At 67.9% G+C, this 15,634-nt stretch carries 11 protein-coding genes; 6 read left to right on the forward strand and 5 right to left on the reverse strand.

The features are described from left to right. Window positions 1–66: 66 nt before the first annotated feature. On the reverse strand, window positions 67–729 hold the full coding sequence (locus LNW71_RS16875; RefSeq protein ID WP_285802745.1) for an ATP-binding protein: 663 nt from the start codon (window positions 727–729) through the stop codon (window positions 67–69). A 32-nt stretch (window positions 730–761) separates the two neighbouring features. Next, complete coding sequence (locus tag LNW71_RS16880; RefSeq protein ID WP_250968982.1) at window positions 762–1,679, reverse strand: hypothetical protein; 918 nt, start codon at window positions 1,677–1,679, stop codon at window positions 762–764. 613 nt (window positions 1,680–2,292) lie between these two features. Between LNW71_RS16880 and LNW71_RS16885 the strand changes: the two genes are divergently transcribed. From LNW71_RS16885 to LNW71_RS16900, 4 genes are all read left to right on the forward strand, one after another. Continuing rightward, the gene (locus LNW71_RS16885) at window positions 2,293–2,544 is read left to right on the forward strand and encodes a helix-turn-helix transcriptional regulator (RefSeq protein WP_250968983.1); all 252 of its coding nucleotides are present in this window, start codon (window positions 2,293–2,295) and stop codon (window positions 2,542–2,544) included. A 203-nt stretch (window positions 2,545–2,747) separates the two neighbouring features. Beyond that, window positions 2,748–3,098: a helix-turn-helix domain-containing protein gene (locus LNW71_RS16890; protein WP_250968984.1), complete on the forward strand. Its 351-nt coding sequence runs from the start codon at window positions 2,748–2,750 to the stop codon at window positions 3,096–3,098. A 30-nt stretch (window positions 3,099–3,128) separates the two neighbouring features. Next, the gene (locus LNW71_RS16895) at window positions 3,129–4,652 is read left to right on the forward strand and encodes a LacI family DNA-binding transcriptional regulator (protein ID WP_250968985.1); all 1,524 of its coding nucleotides are present in this window, start codon (window positions 3,129–3,131) and stop codon (window positions 4,650–4,652) included. Window positions 4,653–4,831: 179 nt separating this feature from the next. Continuing rightward, a complete protein-coding gene (locus LNW71_RS16900; protein ID WP_250968986.1) occupies window positions 4,832–5,677 on the forward strand; it encodes a PE-PGRS family protein in 846 nt (281 codons plus the stop codon). Here the strand turns inward: LNW71_RS16900 and LNW71_RS16905 are convergent. After that, window positions 5,607–7,271, reverse strand: a complete 1,665-nt coding sequence (locus LNW71_RS16905) for a PE-PGRS family protein (protein ID WP_250972042.1) — start codon at window positions 7,269–7,271, stop codon at window positions 5,607–5,609. The genes LNW71_RS16900 and LNW71_RS16905 overlap by 71 nt on opposite strands. 1,195 nt (window positions 7,272–8,466) lie before the next feature. After that, on the reverse strand, window positions 8,467–8,796 hold the full coding sequence (locus tag LNW71_RS16910) for a hypothetical protein (protein ID WP_250968987.1): 330 nt from the start codon (window positions 8,794–8,796) through the stop codon (window positions 8,467–8,469). A gap of 255 nt (window positions 8,797–9,051) precedes the next feature. Here LNW71_RS16910 and LNW71_RS16915 point away from each other — a divergent pair, with 255 nt between their 5' ends. Beyond that, window positions 9,052–11,145, forward strand: a complete 2,094-nt coding sequence (locus LNW71_RS16915) for an NB-ARC domain-containing protein (RefSeq protein ID WP_250968988.1) — start codon at window positions 9,052–9,054, stop codon at window positions 11,143–11,145. Here the strand turns inward: LNW71_RS16915 and LNW71_RS16920 are convergent. After that, complete coding sequence (locus LNW71_RS16920) at window positions 11,133–12,758, reverse strand: translation initiation factor 2 (RefSeq protein WP_250968989.1); 1,626 nt, start codon at window positions 12,756–12,758, stop codon at window positions 11,133–11,135. The genes LNW71_RS16915 and LNW71_RS16920 overlap by 13 nt on opposite strands. Window positions 12,759–13,279: 521 nt before the next feature. Here LNW71_RS16920 and LNW71_RS16925 point away from each other — a divergent pair. Next, window positions 13,280–15,247 carry an NB-ARC domain-containing protein gene (locus LNW71_RS16925; RefSeq protein WP_250968990.1) on the forward strand — a complete coding sequence of 656 codons (1,968 nt, stop codon included), beginning with the start codon at window positions 13,280–13,282 and terminating at the stop codon, window positions 15,245–15,247. Window positions 15,248–15,634 lie beyond the last annotated feature (387 nt).

The following is a 15,634-nucleotide window of genomic DNA, read 5'->3' on the forward strand; positions in this document are numbered from 1 at the left end:
TGGGCAGGCGTGGGCGCGGACGGGCGGTGTGGTGAAGGTGAGCTGGTGCGGGGCGGCGCCGTGCGGTCAGGCGGAGAGCTGGCGTCTGCGGTCGGCGCCGGTGAGGACGACGGTGGTGGTCATCTCGGCGAGACGGGAGGCGACGCGGTCGCCGACGGCGTCGCGAAGCGCGGCGGTCGGCAGATTGGTCGTGAGGAGGGTGGGGAGCAGGTCGGTGTAGCGGCGGTTGATCAGCCGGTACGTGAGCTCTTCGGTCCACTCCGACTGCTTGGCTGCGCCGAGGTCGTCCAGGATCAGCAGCGGGCAGGTGCTGAGGGTGGCGAGGTCGCGCTCGGCGTCGTGGCCGGGGCGTGGGCGCAAGCGCGCATACAGGTCGGCTGTGGTGGCTGCCTCCCACCGCAGCCGTACCCCGGCGGTCAGCAGTGAGCGCACCGCGCCGTACGCCTGGTGCGTCTTGCCGGTGCCGGTGGGCCCGGCGATCAGCAGGGACGGTCCGAGTGCGATGCCCCGGGTGCCGCTCGGTCCGGGCCGTGCGGCGAGGGCCACCTCGTCGACCCAGGCGGCAACCTGCTGGTTGTCGGCGAGGGCATTGCGGTAGCGGGGCGGGATGCGGGCCGCGGCCAGATCCAGCGCGGTCACCCGCTCCGGAGGGGCGTCGGCAGGTGACGTAGTTGGATCGATGCCCCGTTCGGCGAGGATGGTGCCGAGGCGGGCCGCGAGGGTGTTCATGCGCTGCGGCTCGCGGCTGGTGGTGACTGCGGTCACAGTTGACCCCCGTAGGCCGCCTCGACGTCCGCGGGCGCCGGGTTGGTCCATGCCCGGTGTGGGGCGGCAGCTGCCCGTGGAGCGTTCATGGCCTCGTTGACCAGGCTCGGCAGCAGTCCGGCGGACAGCCCCTTGGTACGCATGCGGTCCATCCCGGCCCTGATGTGGTCGGGGGACAACCCCTCGCCGAGCAGTTTGCTGACCACCTTGCCGAGGTGGCCGAGGACGTCGCTGGGCGGGCGGTGCTGGCATGCGGCGACGTGCTCGGCGACCAGATTCTTGGCCGAGACCGAACCCGAGACGGCAGGGGGCGTGGGGGCGCTTGCGCTCCCCACCGGAGGTGATCCTAGATCCAGGATCCTAGGTCCTAGATCCGGACCCTGAGTCCTCACCGCAGTCTCCCAGCGTTGTGGTGAGGGCTCACTGAAATTGCCCTGACCTGCGGTTTCCCGGTTCACGGAGGGCTCGCTGCGTCCGCGTGACGTATCAGGGCGTTCACCGTGAGGGCTCACGGCCTGTTCATGGAGGGCTCCGTGAACAGGCAAGGCCGCCTCGTCCGACCGGCTGCCCTGGTGGCGCGGGCAGGCCGGGCAGCGGCTGCCGCTGGGCCGGTTGATCTTCTGGTGACGGGCCCAGGTGACCATGTGCAGGTACCGCTTGCCGTCGTCGCCTTCGTATCGGCAGATCAGACCCGCACTGTCGAGCTGCGTGAGGTCGTCCTCGACCTCCAGAGGGCCGTGCTCGGGGCGCAGGGACCACAGGGCGCCGGCGATGACGGCGGCCTGGTCGCGGAAGCGGCCGTGGTCGTCCGCCTGCGTAAGTAGGCCGAAGAAGGTCCGCTCGGCATGGACGCTCACCGCGGCGAGCGACTCGGAGATGAAGGCTTCCGGCTTGATGGTGCGTATCCGCGCCATGTCTATCGCCCTGCCTTCGTGGGCCGAGCGGGCGAGTTCGGCGACGGGGATGCGACTACGGCCACGAAGGCAGTAGCTTGTTGGGGCATGCACAGTTCCTCACCCGGTGGCGATATGAACGCCACCGTCTTGATCGTTCAGGTACGGGCGATATCGGTAGGGACGTCTTAGCCCCCGGCGTTGGCCCGCCGGGGGCTTCTTCATGTGCTCGGAGCCGCAGGCGGTTCCGAGCACATGGCCAAGACAGCCACATCTTCCCCGCACAAGTCCAGCATTCCGCCGGGAAAGCAAACAGCTCTCGGCGAACGTGTCGTGCGCGGCCTCCTTAAAACGGTAGACCCGAATCGCCGGTTGACAAAGAAGTTGCATAAATAGGGCAGTTGGCAAGTGAATCCGTGGGAGGCGCTGGTGAGTGCGCGATGCAAGATACCCACGTCGAGGCCACGTAGGTGCTACCAGCATGAGGGCATCAGGTGATTTGGTCATCCGCCAATTCCGGTCTATGTTGCGCCGCTCACAAGGAGCCTGAGGACCAGACCTGACAAAAAAGATGCGAAACATAGCAGCACATCGCCGGTTACCCAAACCGGCAATGCAGAGCTACAACTGACCCATGCCTGAGAGCCCCTTGGGAATTGGTCCGGCCGGCGTGCTGACCGCCCGTGCCATTACCCGTGCCCGCACAACACGCGGATTCGCCCAGCGCCAGCTGGCCGAACGGGTCACCGCGCTCGGCCGACCCATGACCATCACGATGCTGTCCCGCATCGAATGCAGACAGCGCCGCTGCGATGTCGACGACCTCGTCGCCATCGCAGCCGCTCTCGGCCTCTCCCCGCTTGCCCTGCTCGCCGAGACGAGTTAGCGGAACGAGCCCCAACAGCGCTCCCCGGGTGGGCCAACACCCGGCAGCCGCTACGCGCACCACCCCGCCCGTACCTGAACCACCAAGACCGGCGTACCCGTCTCCGCACGGCCGCGCCAGAGAAGGAACCTCCTTGCGCCGAGAGGCCATTCCCCCTGCCCTGTTGCCGTTCCGCCTCCGTACCGCGAAGGAGGCTATCTCGCATGGCTGAGCAGCCAGGCACCGGCGTAGCGCCGCCCCGCCTCTACCGTCCCGAGGACATCGCTGCTGTTCTCGGTTGCTCTGCCTGGTGGGTCAAGGACAGGGCCCGCCGGCGGCTGATCCCCTTCACGCGGGTCGGCCGCGCGTACCGCTTCACCGCAGAACACCTCGCAGAGATCATCCGCCTCCACGAGGAACGGCCCGCACGGGCGTACCAGCCCGTCACAGCTCGGGCCGCTGCCAAGGCTGATGCCCAGCAGGCGAACGCCGCCCAGAGTGCCGCGCCCACAACCCGCCTGCGGGCGCGGCCTCCGGTCCGCGCCAGGCAGAGCCAGTTCAGCACCGTCGCCTGACACGACCGCGTACCAAGGGAGAGGAGGAGCGTGGGTTTCGCGGAGAAGCGCGCGAACTACTGGCGTGGCCGGTACAAGACCGCACCTGGGAAGCACCTCACGGTCGTCGACGAGGGCGGCAAGGCGATCAAGTTCGCCACCAAGGGCGAGGCTCAGCGTGCCGCGAGCGAGGCCGAGAACAAGTACCGGCGCGGCGACTGGCGTGACCCGGCACTCGGCCAGGAGACGTTCGGCGAGTACGCGAGCCGCTGGTACGAGGCCCAGGACCTGGCCGCATCGACGATGCAGAACTACAAGCGCCACATCGAGGAGCACCTGCTTCCCGACTTCGGGGACCATGCGCTCGCCGGCATCCTGCGCTCGGACGTCGACCGGTGGGAGAAGAAGGAAAGGGCCCTGTACGCGGCCTCCAGCGTCAAGACCTGGCGCTCGACGTTCCACCTGATCTACGAGGACGCGATCGACGAAGGGCTGATCACGTCGAACCCGGCGACCAGGCGGCGTGGGCGGGGCAAGCGCGCGGGTCGCTCCCGTGACCGAGGCCCGGAGAAGGTCGTCACCGATCCGCTCGGCATCCTGTTGATCGCCGAACGGGCAGCACTGCTGTCCGGCCGAGATGACGAGTTCGTCGCCGTCGTCCTCAAGGGATACACCGGCATGCGCTGGGGTGAAATAGTCGGCCTGGAGACCGAGTTCGCTCGGCCTGGCTCCGTCCGTGTCGAATGGCAGCTGTACGAACTGGACTCGGGCGAAATGGTGCGCTGCCCGCCCAAGGACGACAGCTATCGCACCCTCGACTCGATGGACTGGCTGTCCGCCCTGGTCGCCAATCACATCGCCCGCACGAAGCCGACGCCCTGCCCCTGCCACGGTAGGACCTACATCTTCCGCGGGCAGGGCACGGCTCGTACGGGCGGCCACCACGGTGCGAAACTCGTCGACGTCGCACGCCGTGCCGAAGTCTCCACGGGGACGGTGTCCAACGTCCTCAACCACCCCGATCGCGTCGCTGAGGCGACGCGAATGCGGGTGGAGGAGGCCATCACGGACCTCGGGTTCGTACGAGGCGGCGCGGTGGTGGAGCCTGCGGCCCACTGGCGCAGGAACGGTTTCGCGACGTGGCTGTTCACCCCGGCGGTATCGGGCTGGTACCCGAAGAAGGCCCCGCAGGAGGCACGACCCGTGCCGCTACTCGGCGAGCCGTGGCCAGGAGTCCCCGCGCGAGGGCGGGGCGCCGGCCAACGAGCTGACGCCTGCTGGCTCCCGATCGCCAAGGGCCTCACGCCTCACGGACTGCGCCACGCCCATAGGACCGTGATGGAGGACCTCGGCACCGAGAAGGTCCTCATGGACCAGCGCATGGGACACATCGACGGCTCCGTCTCGGCGCGCTATGCCCATGTCACCCCTGGCATGCGCAAGCGCCTCATGCTCGGCCTGACCGAGCAGTGGGAGGCAGCTCTCGACTCGCGGCTTGCCATGTGTCCTACATCACCGGTGCGCGTGCTCGGTGACCTTCTGCGCGTTCGCCGGCAGGCGCGTGGCTTGGTGTAACACCAGCGGTGAGTGGCGCCTGTGACCCCCACGGGTCACAGGCGCTTTCGCCTCGCTCGAAGCACCTGTGCCTGCCCACCGAGCCCGATCATGCCGACGGGATCTGGGCACTCGATTCCTTCTGGTGGTTTTGGCGAATCGGCGGGCGCTGGTGCCAACAGACCTGGCTCAATAGGCGCATGGAGATGGGCGAGCACTGGGCATATCGCGTGAGGCCGAAGGAGCTGGGCAGCGCGGTCCGCCAGGTAGAGATCGTTCGTGTAGGCGGTCCCCGCAGGACGGGCGGGGTCCACGTGCGGTTCCTCGAAGGCGACGCTGCCGGGCTACAGGAATGGGTCAACCCCACTTGTCTCGTGACACCGTGGGCGAAGGCCGGAGAGTTCCACGCGGACGACGCGGCGGAGCTGGCATTGGCCGAGGCGTCGCGACACGTGAGGGGCAGCACGGAATTCGAGGCCGCGCGGCTGATCCTTGGGTTCGTTCGACCGAAGAGCAGACTGCGCCTGCGGCGAGGTGTCCAGGACGCCGGGATTCTGGACATGGGCAGGTTGGATGAGACCGTACCGCTCATTGGCATGGACTCCGCGGAACTGCGGGACGACCCTATGGTCCACGAGAACCGCGACGGCCAGTGCCTGGCAGGTTGGCCAGTCACTGAACGTCTCGCCCGTCATGTAGCAGACCGTCTCGCCGACGTGATCCTTCCGGAGGTGGACCGAAAACAGCAGAGCCTTGAGCAGGAACGTGCGCAGTCCTCCTGGTACTCCTCCTACAGCCGTCGCGACGACCGCAAGCTGGATGCCGAGGCGGCTGTCCTGAAGACCGTGCGGGTGTGGTGTGGCGTGGACAAGTCCGAGCGCTACGACGAACTGGTTGCCCTGCGCGCAGAGGTCATCAGGCTCGGGCAACTGGTCGAGCGGGCGGTGAGGACCCTACGTGACCGCGGTCACGGCTTCATCGCCTCCACCATTGAGCGCGAGCTTGGCGTCCATATCTCCAGCCTTGATCCAGACGTTCGTCGCTGAAGTCGTGCCGCCGGTCTGGCTCCGGCTGGGGTGACGGGACTTCCACCTGAGCCTTCTCCTCCAGCGGCTTCTCCTTCTCAGGCCGCTGGGGGTGCCAGCCGTCGAGAAACGGTCGCAGCTGGTCGCCCGTCGGCTGTGCGTGGAAGTTGTGGCCGGTAAGTCCCCTGCCGCGCGCGGTGGGGTCGAGCCGCTCGGCCTCCGCCTTCCCCCACGCCGACCACTCCTTCAGCCTTTCGGCGTCGAGGTTGTCGGCCGACGTGGTGGCGGCTTTGTCCAGCGCTGTACAGAAATCCCTGATCGCCCCAGCAGTCCGCCACTGCTCCAAGGCCGTGCTGAAGCGCTCGGCCCGCACTGCGTCCACGGCCTTAATTGTCGCGATGCCGACGGCGGCCTCCCACTCTCGTTGTGTGCGCTCCGACTCCTCCGCTTCCCGCAGCCGGCGCTCTTTCTCCTTCCTCTCCTGTTCCTCGCGCAGGCGCCGCTGCTCGGCTTCCTGTTCCTCTCGCAGCCGCCGCTGCGCAGACTCGCGCTCCAACCGAGCCCGCTCCTGCTCTTCCGCATGTGCCTTGAGCGCTCGGAAGACCGAACCGACTTGGTCCTCCAGCGGCTTCTTGGCAGTGTCGGCCCAGTCCTTCTTCCATCCGGAGGCGTAGCTGTAGCCCGCGTGCTGGCTGATGTGCAGTTCCAGCTCGCCGGACGGCTCGGCCCGCATCGCCGGAGTGACCCGCTGCCAGTCGTAAGTACGCCTGCCCGGTTGCTTGGGCACGTACCGGACTTGCTTCTCCCGCTCGCGGAAGCTCACCTCGTACGTCTTTCCATGCACCGTCAGCAGGGGGCGCGCCTGCCTGCGTTTCTTGGACACTGCGATCTCGCCATGGCGGACAAGAGCCTGCTCGGCGAGGAGCCGGAGCAGGGAGATCATCCGGGGGAGGACCTCCTCGGAGATCTCAAAGGCACTGTGGTCCGCGGTGACTGCGGCGATCACGTCCTCAACGTCGATGATCACACGGCTGCGTGCCAGTCGGATCCGATTCCACTCGGTGTCGTCCTCGCCGGTCACCCTGAGCAGGCCGAGAACGAAGTCGCCCTTGGCCCGCCCGCTGTGCTTGAGGCTGTACCCCTCGGGGGCACACTGCCGCGCCGCGTCGAATGCTCGCCGGTAGCGGGCCCGCTCCTCGTCGCTCGGGTTCGGGATGCGGAGGAAGCGTCCGGCCTCCTGTACCTGGGTGATCAGGGCCGCTCCGATCGCGGCCGGTGAGGGGCGCGGGGGCTTCGCAGTCGCGGACGAGGGCGCTGTCTGTCGGCGGGGCGGGCCAGCCTGCGGTGTCAGCTTGGGGGCCGCCGAACGCTGCCTGCGTGGAGTCCGCTCCGGCCGGTCCGGGTGGTGCCCGTGCTCCAGGTAGAAGCGTCCGTCATTGGTGATGTCCGCCTGCCACCTCCCGCTCTGCTTCGGCATGGTGATCAAGCCTCGGCCCTTGAGGGCGTGAGCGGTGGCGGCAAGTTCCGGGCTGTCTGAGGTCACAGGCTCTGTCCCCTCCCCGATGCGGGTGAGCAGGACCAGCTGGCGATCATTGAGTGGCGACCAACGGTGCATGGTCACGGTCGTACAGTGTGTGCTCGCGTCAGCACAACCCGTATTGGGCGATTGCCTCGGCGGCTGAGAAGGATTCCGGCGAGCGAAGGCGTTGTGCGGACCTGAGCCGCGTCTGTCGACGCGTTGGTGTTCCAGGGCCTGGGGCGGCAGCCGGGGGTGCGCCTTCTGGCTCGCTGACTTGCTGGGGGAGTTCACCACCGAAAGAGTCAGTTGCTTGTTCGAGAGAAGGGCTGGACGAGGCGTCTGGAACCTCCAGAGCCACGAGACTGGCTGAGGCTTCCGGTGGATTGGTCGTACGACTGTCGGAAGCTGTCACGTACCTTCTGGGCATGGCGGCGCAGCGAGGTTCTGGCAACGAGGTAAGCGGTGGCCACTTCACTGGGGCTGTGATTCAGGCAGGGACCGTGCGTGGCGACGTGTCGGTATCGGCGCCTGTGCACGAAACGGTGAATACAGTGATCCGGGAAGTGCGGACGATGCGATTCGTTCCGATGCTGTATCGGGTTCTCGCATCCCTTGCTGGGTGCTCGGCAGCTTATGGGGCGGGCCGTGGCGACGCACCGCTTCGGGGAGCTGGCGCCGCGTGCAATGCCCTCGGCATACCCTCAGGCTGGACGATGCCGGCTGCGAGCTGGGTCGCTGAACGGTCCGACTTCGTGGGGAGTGTAGCCACGGTGTTGGTCCTGGTTGGGCTCCTGACCGTGCCGAAAGCATGCCATCTTGACGGTGATCTGGGTGAAACGTTGGAGTGGCGCGGACCGTCGTCCACGGTGCTGGGGCTTGCGCTCCTGATGCAGTGCGGATCGGTATGGCAGTCTTTGCTGACTATCGCACCAGTTATCGCTTTCGGGATTTGGCAGGTCGGCCGGGAGGGTATTCCCGGAGACCGGTCGCAGCGTGTCGGAATCGCGGTAGGTGGGGTACTCCTTGCCCTGGCGTTCGCACCCCTCTACATGTTGCTGTGGCCGTTCGGTCGGGAGGCTGTCAGGGCGGACTCGAGTCGGATCCCGCAGCGGCCCTAGAACGAGGCCGCCGTGATGGTTTGGGCGGAATTACTCCCGCGACCGTGGGGGCGCCAGTCAACTTGCCATGGTCTGCACACCAGTTAGCCAATGAATGGCGCGCACTCTGCCACCGGAATCTGTTGGTGAATTCGAGGCCGCGGACGTGGCGGGTGGCGCCTTGCCCGCGGTCGTCAGCGGTCGGTGTCCCGTGTCATGTTGAAGGTGAGGCTGGAGAAGTCCCTGCCCTGGAGTACAGGGCCGTTCTGGGTTCCTCCGCTGATGCTGTTGTGTACTTCACTGCCCGAGCCGGTCTGGGCATGCTGCCACCACTCTTCGAGCAGCACGCGGAACTCCCCATCCAGGGCGGCCCGTACGCCCAGCGCCGTCGCCAGCGCCTGGGCGTGTACGGGGTCGGCAGGGTTGTTCTCCAGATCCGCGATCTCCAACTGGCCCGAGCTGACCCCAGGCGATCCGTCCGGCTCCGCGTCCTGTGCTGCGCCGCGCTGGAAGGGACGCCTCACGAGTGCCGTGAGTCCTTGCCACGCCTGGCGCCCGGCTTCTCCGCCAGCGCTTCCGGCCAGTGCCGCCAGTGCCGCTGCGGTGATCGGGTCCATACCAGGCTCCCCAGGTCGGTATCTGATCGTCACACCTTAGGTCCGTGGGACGGAGTCATGCAGAATTTCCCGTGTACCCGGAGCCTTTGCGTTCCATCGCCGGACCCGCCCGGTTGAGGCCGCCTCGCCCTCATCTCGCCGACGGGGCAATACTGTTGACGCATGGTGGACGAGACGCGCAACAGCCTGGACGGACGTGCGGACGTGGTCGTTCAGGCCGGGCGCATTGGTGAGTTGCATCAGCACCTGCACGGCATCGAAGGTCCGGCCGCGCCGATTCCCTTCCAACTTCCCCCGACGCGCCTACGGTTCGAGAACCGGCTGGCCGAGCAGGAGCGCATCACGCGCGCGATCGATGCGCACGTGGCACAGGCGGGGCCGCTCGTCGTCGCACTGACGGGAATGGGCGGGATCGGCAAGACCGCTCTGGGGTTTCATGTGGCCCGCCGTTTCACGGACCGATATCCCGACGGGGTCCTCTACGTCGACCTGGACGACTTGCGGCGGGACGGTGCCGTGGAGATCTCGGACGCCGTCGGGGAGCTCCTGACCGGGCTGGGCGTATCGCCGGAGTTGCTGGAGAGATCACTCGCAGGCCGTACGAAGCAGCTCTGGACGCGGACCCGGGACAAGCGGCTGATCGTGGTGATCGACAACGCGCGGTACGGAAGCGAGGCGACCCCGCTTCTCCCTGCGTCGGACGACAGCCTGACGATCATCACCAGTCAGGGAGCCCTGTACGACCTCGACGCTGCGGCTGTGGCCGAGGTCCCGGTAGGCCCGCTAGCAGTGGAGGACGCGGTGCGGCTGCTGGGCCACTTCGTGGACGATCCTCGCTTGTCGGCGGAGCCGGACGCACTGGTCGAGTTGGCACGTGGGTGTGGTGGTCTGCCGGCCGCTCTTCAGGTGGCCGGTCAGTGGGTACGCAAGTACCGCAGGCGGAACCTGTCCCGGCTCGTCGCCGAGCTGACGGCGGAACTGCGCGGAAGGGGCATTCCCGTGGTCGAAGCCGTGTGGGACGCCGCCTACTCGGGGCTGGATCCTGAGGCCGCGCGACTGTACCGGCTGCTTCCAGAGCTTCCGGGGCCCGTGGTCGAGGAGCCGGCCGCCGCCGCCCTCCTCGGCTGCGATCCCTGCCGGGCGGGGGACGCCCTGGAGGAGTTGGAGTCGGCGGGGCTGCTGGAGGGCAGGGCCGACGACTGGCGTATGCACGCCCTCCTGCGGGGTCACGCCGAGCGGCGTGCGCGACTGGAGGACCCGGACGGGCAGGAGCGGGCACGCGCTCGCCGCTCGCTGTGTTCCTGGTACAGGCGGCAAGCCGCGCGCGCGGATCTCCTGGCCGCGGGCCCGCGGATGACGTTCGCGGAGCTGCCGGAACCCGTGGGCGCCGACTCGTGCGATATCGAGTTCCCGGGCAAAACGGAAGCGCTGCGATGGCTGGAATCGCACCGGCTCGCCCTGTACGGATGCGTCCGGCTCGCCTTCGACGCGGGGCTCTATGAGGACGCCTGGGCGCTGTGCGAACCGCTGTGGACGCACTTCCTCGACCACCCGCACTACGCCGACGTCATGGACACCTTCCGTACGGGGGTGGCTGCCGCGGACCGGACGGAGTTCCTTCCGGCCATGGTCAGGATGAGGTGTCAGCTGGCACGTCCGCTGTGGGAGCAGGGGCTGTTCGACGAAGCGGCCGAGCAACTGAGGCATGCGCTCAACGCCTCCGAAGCACTGGGAGCGTCACCTCCGGAGCGGAAGCTGACCGCCTCGGCGGTCGAGTTCCGAGGCTTGCTCAAGTCCGACCTCGGGGACTGGTCCGGCGCCGCCGAGGACTTCGAAGTGGCGAGGGCGATCCACGCGGAGATCGAGAACGCGTACGGCGTACTGCTCCAGACCTACCTGTTGGGAAAAACCGCGGTGCGACAGGGAGAGTTCCAGGTGGCGGTCAGGCTCCTGGAAGAGGCTCACGCGATGGCGCGGCGGCAGGAGCGCCCGCGCATGGTGTCGCGCACCGGATTCGAACTGGGCCGCGCACTCAGGCTGGTGGGCAGGGCGGAGGAGGCGTACGCGTTGGTGAGCGTGGCGCTGGACGGCGCGCGCGCTCGGGGATCCGTCACGGACGAGGTACGTGTTCTGGAGGAACTGGCGGCTCTGGCGGAAGCCCGCGGTGACGCCGAGACCGCCGAGCGGCACCGTGTGACTGCGAGGCACATCAGGCGACAGGCCGGAGGCATCTCTTCCGACGCTCAGAGCTCGTAGTCGAGGTCGTCCTCATGGGCGGCACTCAGTTGTACGCGGACGGCCGTCGGCCCGGTGTCGCACAGGAGTGACACGGGTAGTGACGCGTACGTGCCGGCCCCGAGCCAGGCGTGTACCGCGGACACCACGGCCGTCGGATCCACGTGCGACACCATGCCCCCGTCCCGCTGAGGTTCTACGCGGAGGCTGAGCAGTCCGGCCGTGCGGTGTCTGAGTAGGCAGCGCCGGGGTGACAGGATCGCGGCTGCTGTTCTGCAGCCCGGCGCCTCCTCCAGGACATGGGCCGTCCAGCCCTCCGCGGTCCACGCCGTGTGCTGCCCGGCGTGGCCGGCGGTCTGGGCGCGGCGCCAGAGCAGGGCGGCACTCTGCACCTGGCGTGGTCCTGCCGTGGGGTATTCGGCGGTCAGATGGTGTACGGCCTGCTGCGTGTGCGCGGGGAAGCGTTCGACGGCGATCCGGTGACCCGACACCTCGGCCCGTACTGCGAGAGCAAGGGGCTGACGAGGTGTCGTGGACGGCCGGGCGAACGACGACGCGTCCAGCGGGCTCGACGGAGGGCGCAGTCCGAGCATCCGGTAGAGCTGCTCTCGCAGCAACTGGAGCGCCCGGCCCTGCTGGGCGAAGGCGCTGGCGGCCGGACCACGGGTGTCCGTGGACCGGGACTGCAGGAGAGCGTCCTCCAGGCCGGAGGCGGCCGACAGCCTGGGTGTCGAATCCAGCAGCCGCGCCATCGGGCTGCCCGGGATGAGCTCACGGCCGCCGTCGTAGGCACTGACGACCGGGCGGCCGAGGGCCGCCGCGTAGAGAGCCGTGGAGCCGTGGTCGGTGACGACGGCATCGGCGGCGACGAGAAGTGCGGCCCACTCCTCGTAAGGACGGGCAAGGACCAGCCCCGCCCTGAGCGCAGGGGCGAGCCGCCGGGAAAGATCGAAGAGCCCGGTCCTGCTGTACTCGTTGGGATGCACGATCAGAGCGACCTGAAAGGCGTCGTGCGCCAGGATCCCGGTGAGTTCGGCGGGCAGCCCGGGCCGGCGGGCAAGGAGCGAGTCCGGCCCCCACGTGGAGGCGAGGACGACGAGCTGCCGCGGTCCCGTCCCCAGGGCGGCGCGGTAGTCCTGGCGGTGGGCGACCGAGGCGAGAAAACGGTCCAGGGTCGGATCTCCGACCACAGCGGCCCGGCCGGCGGCCGACGGACAGTGACGCGCCAGACGATCCAGCTGCTCCTCGTGGGCCAAGGCATGGAGATCGGCCCAGGGTTCGCCGTCGGCCAACAGGTAGTGGGGATCCAGTCCGGAAGGCACTTCGGGTGAACCGTCTTTGCTAATGGCCTTGTTGAAGCCGGCTCCGTGCGGCAACAGCGCGCGAGGCCCGGACAGCTCGTGGAATTCACCCTTCGGGCTCGCGGTCAGGACCAGGTCGTGCCTGCTCCGGCGAGCCTCGTCCCAGGGCACGATGCGGCCACCCGACCTGTCCAGAGCGGCGAGCGCGTCGACGTCGAAGTGCGATCCGGGGAGCAGCGTGAACCGGACGGTGATGCGAGTGTCGCCCTCGAAAACGGGCAACACGTCGAGGAGCCGATGCAACGCCCCGGCGGAACGCACAGCGACGAGCACTTCGCTGCTCTGCTGCTCTGCTGCTCTGCTGCTCTGCTGCTCTGCTGCTCTGCTGCTCTGCTGCTCTGCTGCTCTGCTGCTCTGCTGCTCTGCTGCTCTGCTGCTCTGCTGCTCTGCTGCTCTGCTGCTCTGCTGTAAATTTTGTCAAGTCTACCCGGCAGCGGCGTTCGGCGGGGGCGAATTGACCCGAAAGGTCAGGGTCGTCTGCGGGAGCCTGGTACGGCATGGCCCTGATCGTACCGGTGGCGGAACGCCCTCCTTCTCGCCCTGTGTCCAGTACGGTGACTTCTGGTCGGCGATCCGGAGAGCTGGTGGTCCATGAGCACGCGAGGTGAGTCGGAACCCCCCGTGGCAAGGGTCATGAACAGTCTTTCCGGCAATGTCGATGGACAACTGGCTCAGGCGGGAGTCGTCCATGGGGCATTTCCTTCAACTACCACGCGGCACAGGCTGCAGAGCACGCGGTTCGCCGTCCCGATCAGGTTCCGAGGCCACCTCGCGGGTTCGTTAACCGCCTAGGGGTGCTGGCCGAACTCGACGACTTAGTCGGACACGATGATGCTCCTGGCTGCCCGATTGGCGTGTTCAGCGGCCTCCCCGGCATTGGCAAGACGGCAGCAGCCTGTCAATGGGCCCACAATAATCAACCGCGTTTCCCTGGTGGGCAGCTCTTCGTCGACTTCGCCGCGCTGCGCTCAGGAACCGGCGGAGACGTCTCGGAGGCGCTCGCCATCTGCCTCAGAGCAATGGGAGTACGGGACCAGTACCTCCCTGCGGGGCTTGCCGAGCGGACGTCCCTCTACCGGAACCTGTCCGCCGAGCGGCGGATGCTGGTGGTACTGGACGACGTTACGCGCCCGGCGCAGGTCGTCGCCCTGCTGCCTCAAGGGCTAGGGAGCGTTGTATTGGCGACCAGCATGTGGCGGCTCGGTGAGCTCATTCTCGACGGAGCGTCTCTGCTTCACCTTGATGTTCTCGACGCCGACAGTGCTATGGAGCTACTGGCGGCTCTGTGCGGGCCGCAGAGGATCGCGGATGAATCCGCTGCCGCGGTGCGATTGGTCGAACTCTTGGGCGGCCTGCCGATTGCCATCCGTATCTGTGGCGCGCGGCTGGTGACACATCGCCGCCTGACGATCACCGCGCTGGTTGATGACCTGTCCGACGAACAGAGCCGCCTCAGCCGCATCACCGTTTCCTCAGCGCACGAGGAGCGCACTGTGTCCGCAGCCCTTGAGATTGCTTACCGAGACCTTCCTGAACCTGCCGCGCGCATGTACCGGATCCTTGGCCACTTCCCGGGCCACAGTTTCGACACAGCCCTTGCGGCGCTGGCCGCCGGGCTGGGCACGGCGGAGGAGGCCCAAGAGGCCCTGGACGTGCTGGAAACCGCCAGCTTGCTGTCCGTGCTGGACGACCGCAGATACGCATTGCATAGCCTGGTACGACTTCACGCCCGCGACAGGGCGAGGGCCTTCGACTCGCCGGATGCCGAGCGGGAGACTGTTCGTAGGGTCACCAGCCACTACCTTGCGCTGACTGTCATGGCCGACTTCGCCGTACGGGCCGACCGGCTCCGGATCGCCGTGATGGCCGAGGTCTTCGGGGCAACCGATTCGGGCGCTGTCGCAGACCCGTTCGCCGGTGCCGACGACCCCGCCCGCGACGCGATCAGCTGGCTGGAGGCCGAACGCGCCAACATCATGGCCGTGCTCCGCGCCGCGTCCGGGTTCGGCTTCGATCGCGCGGTGTGGCAGCTGGCGGAGGCATTCACCGTCCTCTTCCTGCACCACCGGCACCTTGCCGATTGGCGAGAGTCGCTAGAACTGGGCGCCGACGCCGCCCAGCACGATGGCAACCCCGCGGCCGAGGCCAGGCTGCGCAGCTTGTTGTCCAGACCACTGCTCGACTTGGGGCAGGACAACCAGGCCAAGACAGAACTGGACATCGCCGAGCGGCTTGCCGTGGAGTCGAGAAATCTGGTCCTCCACGCGTCGGTTCAGGAGTTCCTCGGTCGGTACTGGGACCTCCACGACTCCGCCCGCGCGGTCGACGCGTACCGTAGCTCGCTCGCTCTGAATGCCGAGGCCGGGGAGAAGCGGGGCGAGGCCCTGGCCCTGTACTTTCTGGGCTGTGCCCAGAGCTCAGCCGGCGATCATGTCGCCGCCCTGACAGCACTCTCCCAGGCCAGGGACACGTTGCTCACTCTGCGGGACGAGCGGATGGCGGCTCGGGCCCTCGCTGACACCGGCCGGGTCAGAGCGCGGCTCGGCGATACCGAGGGGGCGGCAGCCGCTCTTTCCCAGGCCGCCGACGATCTGCACCGGGCCGGGGCGTCCCACTACGAGGCCCAAGCATCGGAAGATCTGGCAGACCTCCTGGACGACCCGGCTGAGGTACGGACCTACTTGCGCCGGGCCCTCACCGTCTACGAGGAGGGCGGCAGCCCTCGCGCGGCGGATGTCCTCGCCCGGTTGGCGGCTGGCTGACCCTTCGGCGGGCTCGCCGAGCGGATCAGTAGCTGCTGCTGCCGCCGCGGCCCTTGCTGCAAGGCCAGTGTCGCGCCGTCCAGAGGTGTGCCCAGGCGCAGAAAGGCGTAGACCGCTGCCGCAGCTGTGCCGGGATCCGGGCACGGACCATGCGGAGCACTGACGTTCATGATCCGTCCATCGCGTAGCCCGACCAGGCAACCGCCCTCACAGGGCAGCGCGGCGATCCGGGCACCCGGAAATTCGTCCAGGAGACGTGCGATGCCCTTTCTCCCCTCCTTCGGAGCGAAGACCTTCGAGGCTGAGCACACGACGGTGGCGCTCTCAGTGAGCCGCGTGTCCGGCTCTTCGACATCGCAGGCCAGGTGCCAAAACGAGTCTTCGCTC

Source organism: Streptomyces sp. RKAG290 (assembly GCF_023701695.1).
GTDB lineage: Bacteria > Actinomycetota > Actinomycetes > Streptomycetales > Streptomycetaceae > Streptomyces.

Excerpts from the sequence above, each read along its gene's own strand:
- LNW71_RS16875 (WP_285802745.1), bottom strand. The coding sequence starts at position 729 with ATGAACACCCTCGCGGCCCGCCTCGGCACCATCCTCGCCGAACGGGGC.
- LNW71_RS16880 (WP_250968982.1), bottom strand. The coding sequence starts at position 1,679 with ATGGCGCGGATACGCACCATCAAGCCGGAAGCCTTCATCTCCGAGTCG.
- LNW71_RS16885 (WP_250968983.1), top strand. The coding sequence starts at position 2,293 with ATGCCTGAGAGCCCCTTGGGAATTGGTCCGGCCGGCGTGCTGACCGCC.
- LNW71_RS16890 (WP_250968984.1), top strand. The coding sequence starts at position 2,748 with ATGGCTGAGCAGCCAGGCACCGGCGTAGCGCCGCCCCGCCTCTACCGT.
- LNW71_RS16900 (WP_250968986.1), top strand. The coding sequence starts at position 4,832 with ATGGAGATGGGCGAGCACTGGGCATATCGCGTGAGGCCGAAGGAGCTG.
- LNW71_RS16905 (WP_250972042.1), bottom strand. The coding sequence starts at position 7,271 with ATGCACCGTTGGTCGCCACTCAATGATCGCCAGCTGGTCCTGCTCACC.
- LNW71_RS16915 (WP_250968988.1), top strand. The coding sequence starts at position 9,052 with ATGGTGGACGAGACGCGCAACAGCCTGGACGGACGTGCGGACGTGGTC.